Source organism: Microbulbifer agarilyticus S89 (assembly GCF_000220505.1).
GTDB classification, from domain to species: domain Bacteria; phylum Pseudomonadota; class Gammaproteobacteria; order Pseudomonadales; family Cellvibrionaceae; genus Microbulbifer; species Microbulbifer agarilyticus_B.
The window spans coordinates 1-16,659 of sequence record NZ_AFPJ01000045.1; the positions used below are offsets into that span (position 1 = coordinate 1).

14 protein-coding genes and 1 tRNA gene are annotated in these 16,659 nt (G+C 58.0%); 9 read left to right on the top strand and 6 right to left on the bottom strand.

The features are described from left to right. Positions 1-313: 313 nt before the first annotated feature. Positions 314-400, bottom strand: a tRNA-Leu gene (locus AS89_RS0114445). 140 nt (positions 401-540) lie between these two features. On the opposite strand from AS89_RS0114445, the gene queA reads away from it, so the two are divergent. The 4 genes from queA (at position 541) to secF (ending at position 5,833) form a co-directional block, all read left to right on the top strand. Continuing rightward, positions 541-1,608 carry a tRNA preQ1(34) S-adenosylmethionine ribosyltransferase-isomerase QueA gene (gene queA / locus AS89_RS0114450; protein WP_010133430.1) on the top strand — a complete coding sequence of 356 codons (1,068 nt, stop codon included), beginning with the start codon at positions 541-543 and terminating at the stop codon, positions 1,606-1,608. A 65-nt stretch (positions 1,609-1,673) separates the two neighbouring features. Next, entirely contained in the window at positions 1,674-2,789 is a 1,116-nt protein-coding gene (tgt, locus tag AS89_RS0114455) for a tRNA guanosine(34) transglycosylase Tgt (protein WP_010133431.1), read from the top strand. Positions 2,790-2,949: 160 nt separating this feature from the next. After that, positions 2,950-4,818: a protein translocase subunit SecD gene (gene secD, locus AS89_RS0114460; protein ID WP_010133432.1), complete on the top strand. Its 1,869-nt coding sequence runs from the start codon at positions 2,950-2,952 to the stop codon at positions 4,816-4,818. A 10-nt stretch (positions 4,819-4,828) separates the two neighbouring features. Continuing rightward, complete coding sequence (gene secF, locus AS89_RS0114465; protein WP_010133433.1) at positions 4,829-5,833, top strand: protein translocase subunit SecF; 1,005 nt, start codon at positions 4,829-4,831, stop codon at positions 5,831-5,833. Positions 5,834-5,978: 145 nt separating this feature from the next. On the opposite strand, the gene AS89_RS0114470 is transcribed toward secF, so the two are convergent. From AS89_RS0114470 to pyrC, 5 genes are all read right to left on the bottom strand, one after another. Then, on the bottom strand, positions 5,979-6,176 hold the full coding sequence (locus tag AS89_RS0114470) for a hypothetical protein (protein WP_010133434.1): 198 nt from the start codon (positions 6,174-6,176) through the stop codon (positions 5,979-5,981). A gap of 194 nt (positions 6,177-6,370) precedes the next feature. Next, complete coding sequence (locus AS89_RS0114475; protein ID WP_010133435.1) at positions 6,371-8,410, bottom strand: extracellular catalytic domain type 1 short-chain-length polyhydroxyalkanoate depolymerase; 2,040 nt, start codon at positions 8,408-8,410, stop codon at positions 6,371-6,373. 235 nt (positions 8,411-8,645) lie between these two features. Further along, positions 8,646-9,587: an extracellular catalytic domain type 1 short-chain-length polyhydroxyalkanoate depolymerase gene (locus AS89_RS0114480; RefSeq protein ID WP_010133436.1), complete on the bottom strand. Its 942-nt coding sequence runs from the start codon at positions 9,585-9,587 to the stop codon at positions 8,646-8,648. A 102-nt stretch (positions 9,588-9,689) separates the two neighbouring features. Next, positions 9,690-10,460 (bottom strand): ribonuclease T, encoded by a 771-nt coding sequence (rnt, locus tag AS89_RS0114485; protein ID WP_010133437.1) that lies wholly within the window; start codon positions 10,458-10,460, stop codon positions 9,690-9,692. Between the two features lie 50 nt (positions 10,461-10,510). Further along, the gene (gene pyrC, locus AS89_RS0114490) at positions 10,511-11,548 is read right to left on the bottom strand and encodes a dihydroorotase (protein WP_010133439.1); all 1,038 of its coding nucleotides are present in this window, start codon (positions 11,546-11,548) and stop codon (positions 10,511-10,513) included. Between the two features lie 373 nt (positions 11,549-11,921). On the opposite strand from pyrC, the gene AS89_RS0114495 reads away from it, so the two are divergent. From AS89_RS0114495 to ccoP, 5 genes are all read left to right on the top strand, one after another. Next, entirely contained in the window at positions 11,922-13,142 is a 1,221-nt protein-coding gene (locus AS89_RS0114495; protein WP_010133441.1) for an argininosuccinate synthase, read from the top strand. A gap of 144 nt (positions 13,143-13,286) precedes the next feature. Further along, the gene (gene ccoN / locus AS89_RS0114500; protein ID WP_010133443.1) at positions 13,287-14,747 is read left to right on the top strand and encodes a cytochrome-c oxidase, cbb3-type subunit I; all 1,461 of its coding nucleotides are present in this window, start codon (positions 13,287-13,289) and stop codon (positions 14,745-14,747) included. 13 nt (positions 14,748-14,760) lie between these two features. After that, positions 14,761-15,378 (top strand): cytochrome-c oxidase, cbb3-type subunit II, encoded by a 618-nt coding sequence (ccoO, locus tag AS89_RS0114505; RefSeq protein ID WP_010133445.1) that lies wholly within the window; start codon positions 14,761-14,763, stop codon positions 15,376-15,378. Positions 15,379-15,390: 12 nt separating this feature from the next. After that, a complete protein-coding gene (locus AS89_RS17745) occupies positions 15,391-15,615 on the top strand; it encodes a CcoQ/FixQ family Cbb3-type cytochrome c oxidase assembly chaperone (RefSeq protein ID WP_010133446.1) in 225 nt (74 codons plus the stop codon). Then, positions 15,612-16,520, top strand: coding sequence for a cytochrome-c oxidase, cbb3-type subunit III (gene ccoP / locus AS89_RS0114515; protein WP_010133447.1), 909 nt, complete (start codon positions 15,612-15,614; stop codon positions 16,518-16,520). Before AS89_RS17745 ends, ccoP begins: the two co-directional genes overlap by 4 nt. Positions 16,521-16,659: the final 139 nt, after the last annotated feature.

The following is a 16,659-nucleotide window of genomic DNA, read 5'->3' on the forward strand; positions in this document are numbered from 1 at the left end:
GTTGCTCACGTTCACTGCTCCACCTGAACGAACGCTACTATCTGCCGATGACCTACTCTCACATGACGGAGCTTGTTTGCAGGCGAACGGACATTTCGAGAATGTACGGGGGGGTGGAATGGCGGGACGAAATAGCCCCGCTGCCACCTGCCCGAGGCCGGACTGATCACATCGGCTTAGCCGATATGCCCCTGCGGGCGCCTGGCGGCGTCCCAACCGCTGGCGCGGTTGGTCGAACCGAGTGCCGGGCTCGCCGGCTTCCAGTACCAAACAAAAAAGCCCTGACTGCTCGCGCAATCGAGGCTTTTTTGTTTGGTACCAGAGGCCGGACTCGAACCGGCACGCTTTTAAGGGCGGGGGATTTTGAATCCCCTGTGTCTACCAATTTCACCACTCTGGCAGTTCCTGTAACCGCCTTAAAGGTCGGTCTGGAAAGGACGATGATTATAGCGATGAGTTGTGGATGGTCAACCAAATTTGGCTGTGGAAGTGGTTTCCGTTACTCTTCGCGACCGATTGATTAATGCCTAGACTGAAGTGATGCAACGCCAGGACTTTTATTTTGATTTACCCGAGTCGCTGATCGCGAAGGCGCCCACAGCGGAGCGCCGCGGCAGTCGCCTTTTGTGTCTGGATGGCACAAGCGGGGCTCTCGATCACCGTCAATTTGCGGATTTACCCGACCTGATTGCGCCAGGGGATTTGCTGGTTTTTAACGATACTCGGGTAATCCCTGCGCGTCTTTTTGGCCAGAAGGCGAGTGGCGGAAAGCTTGAGATCCTGATCGAGCGGGTGCTCGACGAACATCGTGCGCTGGCACATGTCCGTTCCAGCAAATCCCCGAAGCCGGGCAGCGACATACTGCTGGAAGACGGCACGGTTCTGAAAATGGTGGCCCGTCACGATGCACTGTTCGAGTTGGAGTTTCCACAAGAAGGCGCGCTCGCGGTACTCGAACGGTTGGGGCATATGCCACTACCGCCTTACATCGACCGTGAAGATACGGAAACGGACAAGGAGCGCTACCAAACTGTTTACAGTCGCAACGCCGGTGCGGTGGCCGCGCCGACCGCCGGTCTGCATTTTGATGACGAGATGATTCAGGCGTTGCGAGACAAGGGCGTGGATACGGCGTTTGTTACCCTGCATGTCGGCGCGGGTACCTTCCAGCCGGTGCGGGTGGACGATATCAACACCCACAAGATGCACAGTGAAATACTGGATGTGTCTGACGAGGTGTGTGACGCGGTAAAAGCCTGTCGGGCACGGGGCGGCAAGGTAGTAGCCGTGGGTACCACCAGTGTGCGTGCGCTCGAGAGCGCTGCGGCCGGTGGCCAGCTTATGCCGACCCAGGGTGAGACCGAGATCTTTATCTACCCCGGTTACGAGTTCCGTGTGGTTGATCGCCTGATCACTAATTTCCATTTGCCGGAGTCGACCCTGCTGATGCTGGTGAGTGCGTTTGCCGGTTACCACAATGCGATGCACGCATATCGTCAGGCAGTGGCAGAGAAGTACCGCTTCTTTAGTTATGGCGACGCGATGCTGATTGAGCGGAATCCGGCAGTAGACCCCACCGAAGTGGGTGTCGGGCAAGCGAACGACTGAGTTCTGCAGTGAGTTTGAATCGAGTGGTTTTGGATGAGGAGAATGCCTTGAGCCGCGAATGTTTTATGAAGTTTGAGCTGGATACCACCGACGGCAAGGCCCGTCGGGGGCGGCTGCATTTTCCTCGTGGCACGGTGGAAACCCCGGCATTCATGCCTGTTGGAACCTACGGCACCGTAAAGGGGATGCTGCCACGGGACGTGGAGGAGATTGGAGCACATATCATCCTCGGCAATACCTTCCATCTGATGCTGCGCCCGGGCACCGAGGTGATCAAGGCCCACGGTAGCCTGCATGACTTCATGCAGTGGCAAGGCCCGATTCTCACCGATTCCGGCGGCTTTCAGGTGTTCAGCCTGGGCAAGATGCGCAAGATCAGCGAGGAAGGCGTGTCCTTCAAGTCGCCGGTCGACGGCAGCCCGGTGTTTGTGGGGCCGGAAGAGTCGATGCAGGTTCAGAAGGACCTGGGTTCCGACGTGGTCATGATTTTCGATGAATGCACCCCGTATCCGGCAACCCCGGACGAAGCGCGCAAATCCATGGAGCTCTCCCTGCGCTGGGCCAAGCGCTCCAAAGACGCCCACGGGGATAACCCGTCGGCGCTGTTTGGCATCGTGCAAGGCGGCATGTATCCCGAGTTGCGGGATGTGTCCCTGGCCGGGCTTACCGACATTGGCTTTGATGGTTACGCCATTGGTGGGCTCTCGGTAGGTGAGCCAAAAGACGAGATGATCAAGGTCCTCGATCATCTGGCGCACAAGATGCCGGCGGACAAGCCGCGTTACCTGATGGGTGTGGGTAAGCCGGAAGACCTGGTGGAAGGCGTGCGCCGGGGTGTGGATATGTTTGATTGCGTCATGCCCACGCGCAATGCCCGCAACGGGCACCTTTTCACCTTTGAGGGTGTGGTCAAGATTCGCAATGCCAGGCACCGCCATGACACTGGGCCATTGGAGGAGGGGTGCGACTGTTATACCTGTGAGAACTTCTCCCGCAGCTACCTGCACCATCTGGATAAGTGCGGTGAGATCCTCGGTTCCCAGCTGAATACGATCCACAACCTGCGGCACTATCAGCGCCTGATGCAGCGACTACGGGATGCGATTGCGGCCGGTACCCTCGAAGAGTATGTAGCGTCTTTCTACGCCGCTCTGGGGCGCCCGGTGCCACCGCTGGACTAAATTACCCGGCGGCAATTTGTGCCACCTGATGATCCCCGTATAATCAGCTCGCAATTCTGGACGGTAGCGCGTGCGCCTTGCATTTGGGCGCACGGGCCTCATATCGTTAGTTACCAAAAAAACGTGCCCGACAACGGGCCATCCCAACAATGAGAACAGCATGAATCGCTTCCCCCTCTGGAAATATATCCTGATTCTGATCATCGTCGGATTGGGGCTACTGTACGCATCCCCGAATCTGTACCGCCCGGACCCGGCGGTGCAGATCTCCGGTCAGTCCAGCGCCCTGAAAATTGATCAGAATGTACTCAGTGAAGCCCAGAAAGCCTTGGACGACGCGGGAATCGCGTACTTCGGTGGTGAGGTACAGGACAAGTCTGTACTGCTGCGTTTGGAGTCTATCGAGGAGCAGCTGCCAGCCAAGCGTGCTATTCAGGAGGCTCTCGGCCACAGCGACTACGTGGTTGCCTTGAACCTGGCACCCACCACCCCCGAGTGGTTGAGCAATCTGGGGGCGAGCCCGATGAAGCTGGGTCTCGACCTGGCTGGTGGTGTGCATTTCTTGATGGAAGTGGATACCAATTCCATCGTCAAGACCAATATGGAAGGCTATGTTTCCGACGTGAAGTCCAAGCTGCGTACCGCGAAAGCACGTTACCGCAGTGTCGAGCTGGAGAATGATCGTGAAATCGTGGCGCGTTTCCGCAGTGATGAGTTGCGCACCCTGGGTATGCGTACCCTGCGCAGTGAGTTTCCCACCCTGCAGCTGACCGAAGCCGGCGGCGGCAGCAATCTCGAGATCCGCGCGACCCTGGCCGACCAGGAAATCAAGCAACTCGAAGACTATGCGGTTACCCAGAACCTCACCACCCTGCGCAATCGTGTGAACGAGCTGGGTGTGGCGGAGCCGATCGTGCAACGCCAGGGCCGCAACCGTATCGTGGTAGAGCTGCCAGGTGTTCAGGACACCGCAGAAGCCAAGCGTATCATCGGTAAGACCGCCAATCTCGAATACCGCATGGAAGCCCGCCAGGATGCCCTGGTTACCAACAAAGAGTATTTCGAATTCCGCAACGAGCAGGAGCGTGCGGCCTACGGCGGCGCCTGGCTCGAGCGTAAGCTCATTATTTCCGGTGAGCGCGTTACCGACGCACGGGTTGGTTACGATGAGAGTGGTTTCCCGCAGGTAAACATTACCCTGGATTCCCGCGGTGGCGAGTTGATGCACCGCGCCACCTGGAAAAATGTTGGCCGCAGGATGGGTACGCTGTTCGTAGAGAGCCGCTTTACCCCGGAGACCCAAGTCGACGACAAGGGTAATGAAGTTACCGTACAGGTGCGTACCGATGACAAGAAGATCATCAGCCTCGCCACGGTACAGAGCCCCCTCGGCCGCCAGTTCCGCACCACTGGCCTGGGTAGCCCGGCGGAAGCACAGGAGCTGGCCCTGCTGCTGCGCTCCGGTGCACTCGCAGCCCCCATGTACTTTGTGGAAGAGCGCGTAATTGGCCCGTCCCTGGGGGCGGATAACATCAAGGTCGGTGTGACCTCGGTACAGATTGGCCTGGCGGCGGTGGTGCTGTGTATGCTGATCTTCTACCGCGTATTTGGCCTGGCAGCGAATATCGCCCTGGCCACCAACCTGATCCTGCTGGTGGCGGTGATGTCTATTCTGGGCGCTACCCTGACCCTGCCGGGTATCGCGGGTATGGTACTGACCATCGGTATGGCGGTGGATGCCAACGTGTTGATTTTCTCGAGGATACGCGAGGAGTTACGCAACGGCTTGCCGCCACAATCGGCCATTAATGCGGGCTTTGACAACGCCTACAGCGCCATTGTCGACGCCAACCTCACCACCCTGATTGTTGCGGTCATCCTGTACGCCATTGGCTCCGGCCCAGTTCAGGGCTTCGCGGTTACCCTGTCCATCGGTATTCTGACCTCCATGTTCAGTGCCATCATGGGTACCCGTGCGTTGATCAACCTGTTCTACGGCGGTCGCCGTGTTCAGAAACTGTGGATTTAAGGGGACGGTGATGAGCAGTAATACCAAAGAAGAGAACGGAAAGATCACCGAGTACATGGGCAAGCGCGTGTACGATTTCATGCGCTGGCGCAAAATTGCCGCTGCTATGTCCTTTGTCCTGGTGATTGCGTCAGTGATTGCACTGGCGATGAATGGCCTGAAGCTTGGCTTGGACTTTACCGGCGGTACCCAGATTGAAGTGGGTTACCAGAATGCACCACAGATCGCCGACGTGCGTAGCCAGCTGCAGGAGGCGGGCTATGAGGGTGCCGAGGTGGTGCGCTTCGGCTCCGATAGTGAGCTGCTGATCAAGCTGCCACCGGAAGTCGCCCAACAGCAGACCCAGCAGAACGCTCGCGATGCGGAAGCAACCAACTCCATTGGTGACAAGGTTGTTGGCGTGCTGCGTCAGGGGAGTGATGGCCGTGTCGACCTGCGCCGTGTGGAAATGGTGGGGCCGAAGATTGGTGAGGAGCTGCGCGACGATGGCGGCCTGGGCATGCTGTTTGCGCTGGCAGTGGTGATGGCCTACGTGGCCCTGCGCTTCCAGTACAAGTTCGCCATTGGTGCGGTGGTCGCTTTGATCCACGACGTGATTATTGTGCTTGGCTTCTTCGCGATCCTGCAGCTCGACTTTGACTTAACCGTGCTGGCGGCGGTGCTGGCGGTGATTGGTTACTCGATTAACGACACCATCGTGGTGTACGACCGCATACGTGAGAACTTCCGCAAGGTGCGTCAGGCGGAGCCTGCCGAGGTGATTAATATCTCCATGAGCCAGACGCTGAGCCGTACCTTTATGACGTCCTTCACCACTTTGCTGGTGCTCTGGGCTCTGCAGTTCTTCGGTGGTGAGTTGATCCACAACTTCTCCCTGGCACTGATTGTCGGTGTGATCATCGGTACCTTCTCTTCGGTATACGTTGCTGCAAATACCTTGATGGCGATGAATATCAGCAAGGAAGACCTGATGCCGCCGGTGAAAGAGGGTGCGGATCTGGATGAAATGCCGTAGTCACACGGAACAGACAGACACAAAAAAGGCGGGTTAACCCGCCTTTTTTGTGTCTGCTCACCTCGCCGTTAGTGACGGATCAGGCTTTCGCTGGTGTCTCTCACATGCCAGCCGAAAGCTGGTGAGGCAAGGGCAAGATTAGGGATTAGCTGCGTGGCTTTTTGCCCAGAGTGATGTGCTTGGGGCCTGAGGTGTTGGTCTGGCCGCTTACACCCTTGGGTACTTGCTCGATCTCACCGCCATTGGCCAGGAAAGCCTGTACCTGGGCTTCGATGGCTTCGCGCGACTCCGTAGAAACAGTTTCCTTACTGCGTTTGCTAGCGCTAGATGCTTTTTTAGCCACTATTCTTTCCACTTTCTATGCATGAACGGCAGATATTACCGCATTTTGTGCAAAAAATCACCCGCCAGTGCAAACCGCTGCTCAAATCGTATACGAAGCGGCTAAGTCTGCCCCAGCGGCTGTTGGCCCAGAAACGATAAAGGCCTGATTTCTCAGGCCTTTTTCTCCATTAGGTGGGACTACTCAGCCATTGCTCAGGGGCAGCTGCCCTGTTCGTAATAGCCCGGTCCGGTTTCAGCCAGGGTGGTGGTGACAAAGATGTTGTACAGGCCAAGGTTGTCACCAGAGCCGAGCGCGTAGACGTAGCCGCCACTAGTAGTCGCGCGCCCTGCCGTCACATGGCTGTAGTTACTGGCGGTGTATTCGGTACATACATGCTCACCGCCGCCCCCACTGCCGCCGCTTGAGCTGCTGGAGGAGCTGGAGGAGCTGCTACTCGAAGAGCTGCTGCCGCCGGAACTACCGCTGCCGCCAGAACTGCTGGAGGAACTACTACTGGAAGAGCTGCTACTGGAAGAACTGCTGCCACCAGAGCTACTGCCGCCTGAGCTACTGCCACCGGTGGAGCAGGCTTGCTGAGGCCCTGTGCACGAGGCATCGTTGTCCTGCCACTGGCACATGCCACCACCCACAGATTTCTCATCCAGGCGGAATGCAGCGGTGCTGTACTCCAGATAACAGTTGGAGTAGTTGGTGTAGTCCAGACGTGTTGCGGCAATGTGCTCATCCAGCGTGGCGGTAACGCCGGCATCGGCGACGAAGCTTACGCTGGCACTGCTGCTGAGACCGCTCATGTCGGATGCAGTTACCGTGGCGCTGCCCGGACCACCGGGCAGACTGCACTGCTGACCGGAGAAGGTCGTACCGGTTACGACGGCGGGGATGCTGCCATTGCTGAAGGCAATGCTCACGCTATCCAGATCCAAGTTCTGGTCGACCACGGTACCGGTTACGGTGACACACTGGCCATCTACCGTTGCTGCCAAGTCACTGAGTTCGGGGGCGGTAGGAGGAGGCGCAGGGCCGACGCGAACCGTGGATACGTAGCTTTCGCTTTCCGCACCCTCGTTGTCCGTTGCCGAGATGGATACCTCGTAAAGCCCATCCACCAGCGTTGCGCTGCTTAGGGAGAAGTAACCACTGGCATCAACAGTACCACTCGCGGCGTCACTGGCGGGACCCTCAAAAGTGGCGTCAACACTGCTCACACTGCCTTCCGCGTCGATTGCAGTACCGCTCGCCGTGATCTGGCTACCGCTGGACGTCACAGTAATGTTGCTGAGCTCCGGCCCCTGGTTGCGGTCAACGCGCTGGTTGTTTTCGGCGAAGTACTGCCCGAGATAGCGGCCGTAATTGATGCCGTTGCCGTTCACATAGCTACCGCTGGCGCCCTGGCCGCCGGACCAGGCGTGATCCACACCATTCAGCCACAGCATGGATACCCTTGCGTCCTGCCACAGGGTTTCCGCGGCGGTGCGCCCATTGTCGGTATAGGTGTTGGTGCCAGACAGTTCGCTAACGCCATACACGCCGGCCATGCCTTCGGCATTTTGTCGGTTGTAGCAGTCGTCCACGGTGGTGTCATTGGTGCCGTGGGCAATGGAAGCAATTTGGGTGTCGAAGTGGCTTGCGTAACTGCCGGCATAGGAATTACAGCGGCTGGTGACGTTGGCGGTCTCACAACTACCGATGGCGCCATTGGAGCTGGTGCCGATACTGGGGCCGGCACTGATACCCATACCAGCGAAGATGTCGGGTGCGATACAGGCGGTCGTGTTGGCAAATGCAGCACCAGACGATAGCCCGGCGATATATACCTGATCCGCGTCAATATTGCGCGCGGCGTCGCCGGTCATGGTGTTGGCCAGGTTGATCAGGTTGGCATAGTCACCCGCGGTGCGTGTGCGCGCTCCTTGCCAATAGGACCAGCAACTGAAGCCGGCCTTGTTTACCGCATCGGGAACGGCAATCACCATGCCGTATTCTTCTGCCGCGTCTTCCAGGTTAGCGGTCAGGTAAGCGTCAATGGACTGTGTGCAGCCGTGCAGCACCACCAGCAGGGATTTGCCGTTGCCGATCGGGGATACAGAATCCGGGGTATAGATGTGCACTCGATTGAAGCCGCCGATGGCGACATTCTGTTGCCAGCTGCCAGCGTCGACCGCGCCAGCGCTTAACAGCATGGACAGGCCCAGACTCGCGCCCAGGAGTTTTCTCTTATTCGTTATTGTCATCGCTTGTACCTTTATATTTTTATTGGAGGCTAAAGCAGACTAGCCGGGCCCTATAGCAGTGCATATGCGACTTAGGTATGGATTGGCAGCTGGTTTTGCCTCTGTGAGACGGCAAGGGTGCCTAGACTGGGCGAGGGAGAAAAAGGCGAGGTAAGAGGAGGAAAAGAAAAGGCGTATAAACAGGCGGGCGTCAGAAAATAACAGGGGCGCTGATCGCGCCCCTGACACTGCGACGTTATTTTGGCGCAACCCGCTGATTGTTTTCCGAGAAATACTTGCCCAGATAGCGTGCATAGCTCACGCCATCGGCGCTGATGAAGCGACCTTCTGCGCCCTCGCCGCCAGCCCAGGCATGTCCGACCTCGTTCAGCCAGACCATGGACACACGTCCGTCCTCCCATAGGGTTTCACTCGCGGTGCGCTCACCCTCGGTATAGGTATTGCTGCCGGGTGTCTTTTCGACGCCGTAGAGATCTGCCATTCCCTCTGCGTTCTGGGCGTTGTAGCAGTGGTCCACGGTGCCGTCTTCCGTGCCGTGTGCGACCGAAGCAATTTGGGTGGCGAAGTGCGGTTTGAATTCTCCCGCATAGGTTGCACAGCGATTTGCCACATCGGCAGTTTCACAAAAACCGATAGCGCCTTTGGGGCTGGTGCCAATACTGGGCCCGGCGCTGATGCCCATTCCGGCGAACACATCGGGTGCCAGGCAGGCGGTGGTGTTGGCAAACACGGCACCGGAAGAGACACCCGCGATATACACCTGGTTGGGATCAATACCTTGCTTATCGTCACTGCTGAGTGTGGCGGCGAGGTCGATCAGATTCTTGTAGTCCCCAGCGGTGCGGGAGCGGTCGCCCTGCCAGTAGGACCAGCAATTAAAACCAGCTTTATTTGCCGCGTCAGGTAGGGCGATCACCATGCCAAACTCATCGGCGGCGCGCTCCAGGTTAGCACCCAAGTAGTTGTCGATGGGTTGTACACAGCCGTGCAACAGCACCAGCAGGGCGCGGCCATCACCGATGGGGGAGGTAGTTTCGGGGGTGTAGACGTGTACTTTGTCGAATCCGCCCATCGCCACGTCCTTCTGCCAGGTGCCGGCGGCGGTAGCGCCTGCGTTAAGCAGTAGGTACAGCCCCAGTGGCCCTGCCAGATACTTGCCGAGGGAGGAAATGTTCATTGTGCTCACCATTATTGCATTCGTAGCGCTCCAGCCTAGCGGCGGGATTTTCACGACGACATACGACTAAGGTATGAGGGGTGAGCCGGGGGCAAAAGCTGCTCAGGTGCTGGCAGCGTCGTCCTCGCTGCCGCCATCGGCTTCGCCGTCGAGCGCTTCTTTCGGTGTGTCGCTCGGTGCGTCGTCCGGTGCGTCGTCCGGTGCGTCGTCCGGTGCGTCGTCCGGTGCGTCTGCCAGCGGCCAGCCGCCTAGGTCGCGCCAGCGATTGACGATGCCGCAGAAGAGTTCTGCGGTTTTTTCCGCATCGTATTCGGCGGAATGGGCGCTGCTGTTATCGAAAGGGATGCCCGCGGTCTGGCAGGCTTTGGCCAAAACGGTCTGGCCATAGGCAAGCCCGGCCAGGGTGGCGGTATCCAGGCAGGAGAATGGATGGAATGGGTTGCGCTTCAGGCCGCAGCGCGCCACCGCGGCATTGATAAACCCGAGATCGAAGTGGGCGTTGTGCGCAACCATGATCGCGCGGGTACAGCTGTGTGCCTTGATGGCGCGGCGGATATGCCGGAACAGCTCGGGCAGGGCGATTTCCTCGGGCCAGGCATCGCGATCCGGGGAATCCAGGTCGACGCCGATAAAATCCAGCGCCGACTGCTCGATATTGGCGCCTTCGAAGGGCTCGATATGGAAGCTGTGGGTCTGTTCCGCAAACAGGGTGCCGGATTCATCCATGTTGAGGATGACCGCGGAAACCTCCAGCAGGGCATCGGTACGGGCGTTAAAGCCCGCCGTTTCCAGGTCCAGGACAATCGGAAGGAATCCCCGGAATCGTTGTGCCAGGAGGCTCTTGGGGCCGGTGGGCGTTTCTGCTGGTGTCACGGGAATCCTGAAGTCTCAATCAATCACAAAATGGCGGTGGGCAACCGGGATCACACCCGGCGCCAATTCAACGTTTCGCCAGCCGCCAGCGGGATCAGTGCGTCGTCACCCATTTGCAGGCCGGAAGGCAGGGTCCACGGCTCGCGCACCAGGGTAATGGTATCGGAATTGCGCGGCAGGCCGTAGAAGTCCGGGCCGAATTCGCTGGCAAAGCCTTCCAGCTTATCGAGCTTGCCTGCGCGCTCGAAGGCTTCGGCGTAGAGCTCGATGGCGCTGAACGCGGTGTAGCAACCGGCGCAGCCGCAGGAGCTTTCCTTTTTCCCCTGGATATGCGGAGCGGAATCCGTGCCCAGGAAAAACTTGGGGCTGCCACTGGTGGCCGCCTCAATCAGCGCTATCTGATGCGAATTGCGCTTGAGAATGGGCAGGCAGTAATAATGAGGGCGAATACCGCCTACCAGCATGTGATTGCGATTGTACAGCAAGTGGTGGGCAGTAATGGTCGCGGCGATGCCCTCGCGTGCCTGGCTGACGAAGTCGACGGCGTGCGAGGTGGTGATGTGTTCGAGCACGATCTTCAGCGTTGGGAAGTCGTCCACAACCGGTCCCAGGATATTTTCGATAAACACGCGCTCGCGGTCGAAGATATCGATATCTGCGCTGGTGACCTCTCCGTGCAGCAGCAGCTTCATGCCACATTCCTGCATGGCTTCGAGTGCCGGATAGATGTTGGCAATATCGGTGACGCCGGAGTCGGAGTTGGTGGTGGCGCCAGCCGGGTAGAGCTTGGCGGCGACCACGCCCGCGGCGTGCGCCTGCCTGACCACTTCCGGGGTGGTGTTATCGGTCAGGTAAATCACCATCAGCGGGATGAACGGGTTGCCCGCGGGCACGGCCGCTTCAATGCGCGTCTTGTAGGCCACGGCATCCTCTGCGTTCACGACCGGGGGCACCAGGTTAGGCATGATGATCGCTCGGCGGAACTGGTCTGCGGCGTCACCGACGGTGCGGGTCAGCGCCTCACCATCGCGCAGATGGATGTGCCAGTCGTCAGGTGCTCGCAGGGTAATTTGCTGTTTGGAATCCACCGAATATCTCCTCCCGGATTGAACGCGGCGCCGATGCTACCCGAAGCGCCAAAAAATTGCGAAAAGTGTGGCAAATGCCTCTTCGCTGCACAGTTTGGGTGTAAAGTGACCAGCGTATTCCGCCTGCCAATAATCACTATTTGCGGAGGCCCCGTATGGTGCTGGTCGTATGGCCTTCTAGGCGCTACAATCCCGCCCCGAAAAAACGCGGCCTCTCCGCGACGACTGGGCACACATCCAAAAATAATCCCTCCCAGAACGAGATTTCCCGCAGGTGATCGCATTCTCCTGGGGCGCGTCACATCTTTGGCTAACCAACAGCTGTGACCGGATCAATGCCCGGGACTGAGGGCTTACTGTACAGAGGATAGTAATGAGCAAGATCGATAAGGTGGTACTGGCGTATTCCGGTGGTCTCGACACTTCGGTGATCGTGCGCTGGTTGCAAGATACCTATGGATGTGAGGTTGTCACCTTTACCGCCGACATCGGTCAGGGTGAGGAAGTAGAGCCCGCACGCGCCAAGGCGGAAGCCCTGGGGGTGAAGGAAATCTACATCGATGATCTGCGCGAAGAGTTTGTGCGCGATTATGTATTCCCGATGTTCCGCGCCAACACCATTTATGAAGGTGAGTACCTGCTGGGTACCTCCATCGCGCGCCCGCTGATTGCCAAGCGCCTGATCGAGATTGCCACTGAAACTGGCGCAGATGCGATTTCCCACGGTGCGACCGGTAAGGGCAATGACCAGGTGCGCTTCGAGCTGGGCGCCTACGCACTGAAGCCCGGCATTCAGGTGATCGCCCCGTGGCGCGAGTGGGACCTGAACTCCCGCGAAAAGCTGATGCAGTACTGCGAGCAGCACAAGATCCCGGTGGATTTTTCCAACAAGAAGAAAAAATCCCCGTACTCCATGGATGCCAACCTGCTGCACATTTCCTACGAAGGCGGTGTACTGGAAGAGCCGTGGGCCGAAGCGGAAGAGGACATGTGGCGCTGGAGTGTCAGCCCGGAAGCAGCTCCGGACAAGGCTACTTATATTACCCTGCAGTTCGAGAACGGCGACCCGGTTGCCATCGATGGCGAGCGCATGAGCCCCGCGACCCTGTTGGAAACCCTGAACAAGCTGGGTGGCGCCAACGGCGTCGGTCGCCTGGATATCGTGGAAAACCGCTACGTGGGCATGAAGTCCCGCGGCTGTTACGAAACCCCTGGCGGCACTATTTTGCTGAAAGCTCACCGCGCCATCGAGTCCATCACCCTGGATCGCGAAGTGGCGCACCTGAAAGATGAGCTGATGCCGCGCTACGCCAAGCTTATTTATAACGGCTACTGGTGGTCCCCGGAGCGTCGCATGCTCCAGGCGGCAATTGATGAGTCCCAGTCGGTGGTGAACGGCGAAGTGCGCCTGAAGCTTTATAAAGGCAGTGTCACTGCGGTTGGCCGTCGCTCGGCAGACAGCCTGTTCGATGAGCGTATCGCAACCTTTGAAGATGATGCCGGCGCCTACGACCAGAAAGATGCCGAGGGCTTCATCAAATTGAACGCCCTGCGCCTGCGAATTGCCGCGGGTAAAGGTCGTGACTTGATCTAAATCAGTTGGGAAGGGCGATTACAGCGTATAAATCGTCTTTCCTGTGCCTACTCGGTCTAACGTGAAGGGAACAGCCACTACTTTAATTGGCGAACCCTGCTCGTTTGACGGAAGCGAATTTCAAAAAGCAACGGAAGTTACACAATGACGACAACGGTGGCAGAGGCCGGCAAGTTGCCGGACTATGACTACAACATTGTGCGCCAGTTCACCATCATGTCGGTGGTCTGGGGCATTGTTGGAATGGGTGTCGGCGTATTGATCGCCGCTCAGCTGGCTTGGCCTGCGCTGAATGACCTTTGGCAGCCATTCACTCACTTTGGCCGACTGCGCCCGCTGCATACCAACGCGGTGATCTTCGCGTTCGGTGGTAGCGTGTTGTTTGCGACTTCTTATTATGTAGTGCAGCGCACCTGTCAAACCCGCCTGTGGGGTGGCTGGTTGATTCCGTTCACCTTCTGGGGATGGCAGGCTGTCATTGTCGCCGCCGCGATTACCCTGCCGCTGGGCATCACTTCCGCCAAGGAATATGCCGAGCTGGAATGGCCGATCGATATCCTGATCGCGCTGATCTGGGTTGCCTACGGCCTGGTGTTCTTTGGCACCATCGTAAAGCGCAACACCTCGCACATCTATGTGGCGAACTGGTTCTTCGGCGCCTTTATTATCACCGTTGCCGTTCTGCACATCGTCAATAGCATTGCCATTCCGGTAAGCACCTGGAAGTCCTACTCCGCTTACGCGGGCACTACCGACGCCATGATCCAGTGGTGGTACGGCCACAACGCGGTGGGCTTCTTCCTGACGGCTGCGTTCCTGGGAATCATGTACTACTTCGTGCCCAAGCAGGCCGGCCGCCCGGTGTATTCCTACCAGCTGTCCATCGTGCATTTCTGGGCGCTGATCTCCATTTACGTATGGGCCGGTGGCCACCACCTGCACTACTCGGCACTGCCTGACTGGACCCAGAGCCTGGCGATGATCATGTCCATCATCCTGCTGGCCCCGTCCTGGGGTGGCATGATCAACGGCATTATGACCCTGTCTGGCGCTTGGCATAAGCTGCGCACCGACCCCACCCTGCGTTTCCTGGTTGTTTCTCTTTCCTTCTACGGTATGTCTACCTTCGAAGGCCCGATGATGTCCATCAAGACCGTGAACGCGCTGTCGCACAACACCGACTGGACCGTTGGCCACGTGCACTCCGGCGCGTTGGGTTGGGTCGCGATGATTTCTATCGGCGCCCTGTATCACCTGGTTCCGGTGCTGTGGAACCGCAAGGAAATGTACAGCGTGAAGCTGATCAATGCGCACTTCTGGCTCGCCACCATTGGCACCGTGCTGTACATCGCCGCTATGTGGGTGAACGGTATTACCCAGGGCCTGATGTGGCGTGCATTTAACGCCGACGGCACCCTGACTTACAGCTTCGTGGAAAGTGTGATCGCCAGTAAGCCGGGCTACATCGTGCGCTGGTTGGGCGGTGCGATTTTCACCTCTGGCATGTTGCTGATGGCGTACAACGTCTTCCGCACCGTTACCGATGAGCCGAAAGAAGGCGAGGTTGGTCGCGATGAAAGTCTGCCTGTGGCAAAGAGTGTTTAAGGGGGATTGAATCGTGAAGAATCATGACTTAGTAGAAAAAAACATCGGCTGGATGATTTTGTTTACCGTCATTGCGATTAGCTTTGGCGCACTGGTTGAAATCGTTCCTCAGTTTTTTATCAAGGAAAACAACGAGCCGCTTGCGGGCCTGAAACCATTGGGCCCCATCGAGCTTGAAGGTCGCGATATTTACATTCGCGAAGGTTGCCACGTATGTCACACGCAGATGATTCGTCCTTTGCGTGCGGAAGTGGAGCGCTATGGTCACTACTCCATGGCGCAGGAGTCCGTGTACGAGCACCCATTCCTGTGGGGTTCCAAGCGGACTGGTCCGGACCTGGCACGTGTTGGTGGTCGCTATTCCGATGAGTGGCACCGCGCCCACATGTACGACCCGCGCAATGTGGTACCGGAATCCATCATGCCGGCTTACCCGTGGCTGTTCGACAATATCGTGACCGGTGAGCACACCGCCGACAAAATGCGCGCGATGCGCGTCGTCGGTGTTCCGTATACCGATGAAGATATTGCCAATGCCAGCAAGCCTTTTGTTGGTGGCCGCGTAACGGAAATCGACGCGCTGGTGGCCTACCTGCAGCAGCTGGGTACTCTGGTACAGCAAAAGCGTTAAGCGAGGTGCTCGGTGGATATCGATATTCTGCGGCAGATTGGAGTGGTTCTCGGCTCGCTGGCATTCCTCGGGGTTTGCTGGTGGGCGTTTTCGCCCAAGCGTAAAAAGCGCTTTGAGGAAGATGCCAAGCTGCCGTTTGCCGACGAGCAGGAAACTCTAGACAAGGGCGCTCGCGAGAGCGATAGCACGGCCGAAAAGAAGGCCGGTGAGAAACAGGAACAGGGGCAGGACAAATGAGTACATTTTGGAGTGTTTGGGTAATTGTGCTCACCCTCGCCAATCTTGCATTGGTAACTTGGGTTCTTTTTGCAAACCGCAAAGTGGCGGTGAATGACCAAGACGACCCGGAAAACAAAACCACAGGCCACGTTTACGACGGCATTGAGGAGTACGACAACCCGCTGCCCAAGTGGTGGTTCTTGCTGTTTGTCGCCACTCTGATCTTCTCCGTTGCCTACCTGGTGATTTACCCGGGTATGGGTAACTTCAAGGGTATCGGTGGCTGGACATCGGTTGGCGCACTGAAGGCTGACCAGGCCAAGGCGCAGGCGGAGTTCAAGGAAACCTACGGCAAATACGCAGAAATGCCGATTGAGCAGATCGCGGAAAATCGCGATGCGCTGAAAATGGGCGCGCGTATTTTTGCCAACAACTGTGCGGTGTGTCATGGCGCGGACGGTGGCGGTAACTACGGTTTCCCGGACCTCACTGACAACGACTGGCTGTACGGTGGCTCCCCGGAGAAAATCCTCGAGACCTTGCACAAGGGTCGCCAGGGTATGATGCCGCCGCAGGAGCCGATAATCGGTGGTGACGGCGTGAAGCAGGTTGCTGAATACGTGCTGTCCCTGAGTGGTCAGGAGCACGATGCGGCGCTCGCAGAGCAGGGCTCGCAGGTATTTGGCACTGTGTGTATGGCGTGTCACGGTGCAGACGGCAAAGGCAACCAGGCGCTGGGAGCCCCGAACCTGACCGACGACATCTGGCTGTACGGCGGTACCCGCGAAGAGATCCAGCACTCTGTGCGCGGTGGCCGGAGCAACAACATGCCGTCGCAGAGCGACAAGCTGCGTGAAGACAAGATCCGTCTGGTTGCAGCCTATGTTTACAGCCTGTCACGTCAGGAAGACGTACAGCAGTAAGCTCGTTTAGCTGAGCTTATTGAATTGGGCGGGTGGCGAATAATCGCCGCCTCAGCCCAAGGGAAGGGCACCGCAGGGAAGAAGAACAAGCCTCATTGCATCCACTGCAGGAATGCCCGAATGACACTGTTTCGGGGGA

Coding starts and splice junctions, on each gene's coding strand:
- queA (WP_010133430.1), top strand. CDS start 541: ATGCAACGCCAGGACTTTTATTTTGATTTACCCGAGTCGCTGATCGCG.
- tgt (WP_010133431.1), top strand. CDS start 1,674: ATGAAGTTTGAGCTGGATACCACCGACGGCAAGGCCCGTCGGGGGCGG.
- secD (WP_010133432.1), top strand. CDS start 2,950: ATGAATCGCTTCCCCCTCTGGAAATATATCCTGATTCTGATCATCGTC.
- secF (WP_010133433.1), top strand. CDS start 4,829: ATGAGCAGTAATACCAAAGAAGAGAACGGAAAGATCACCGAGTACATG.
- AS89_RS0114475 (WP_010133435.1), bottom strand. CDS start 8,410: ATGACAATAACGAATAAGAGAAAACTCCTGGGCGCGAGTCTGGGCCTG.
- AS89_RS0114480 (WP_010133436.1), bottom strand. CDS start 9,587: ATGAACATTTCCTCCCTCGGCAAGTATCTGGCAGGGCCACTGGGGCTG.
- AS89_RS0114495 (WP_010133441.1), top strand. CDS start 11,922: ATGAGCAAGATCGATAAGGTGGTACTGGCGTATTCCGGTGGTCTCGAC.
- ccoN (WP_010133443.1), top strand. CDS start 13,287: ATGACGACAACGGTGGCAGAGGCCGGCAAGTTGCCGGACTATGACTAC.
- ccoP (WP_010133447.1), top strand. CDS start 15,612: ATGAGTACATTTTGGAGTGTTTGGGTAATTGTGCTCACCCTCGCCAAT.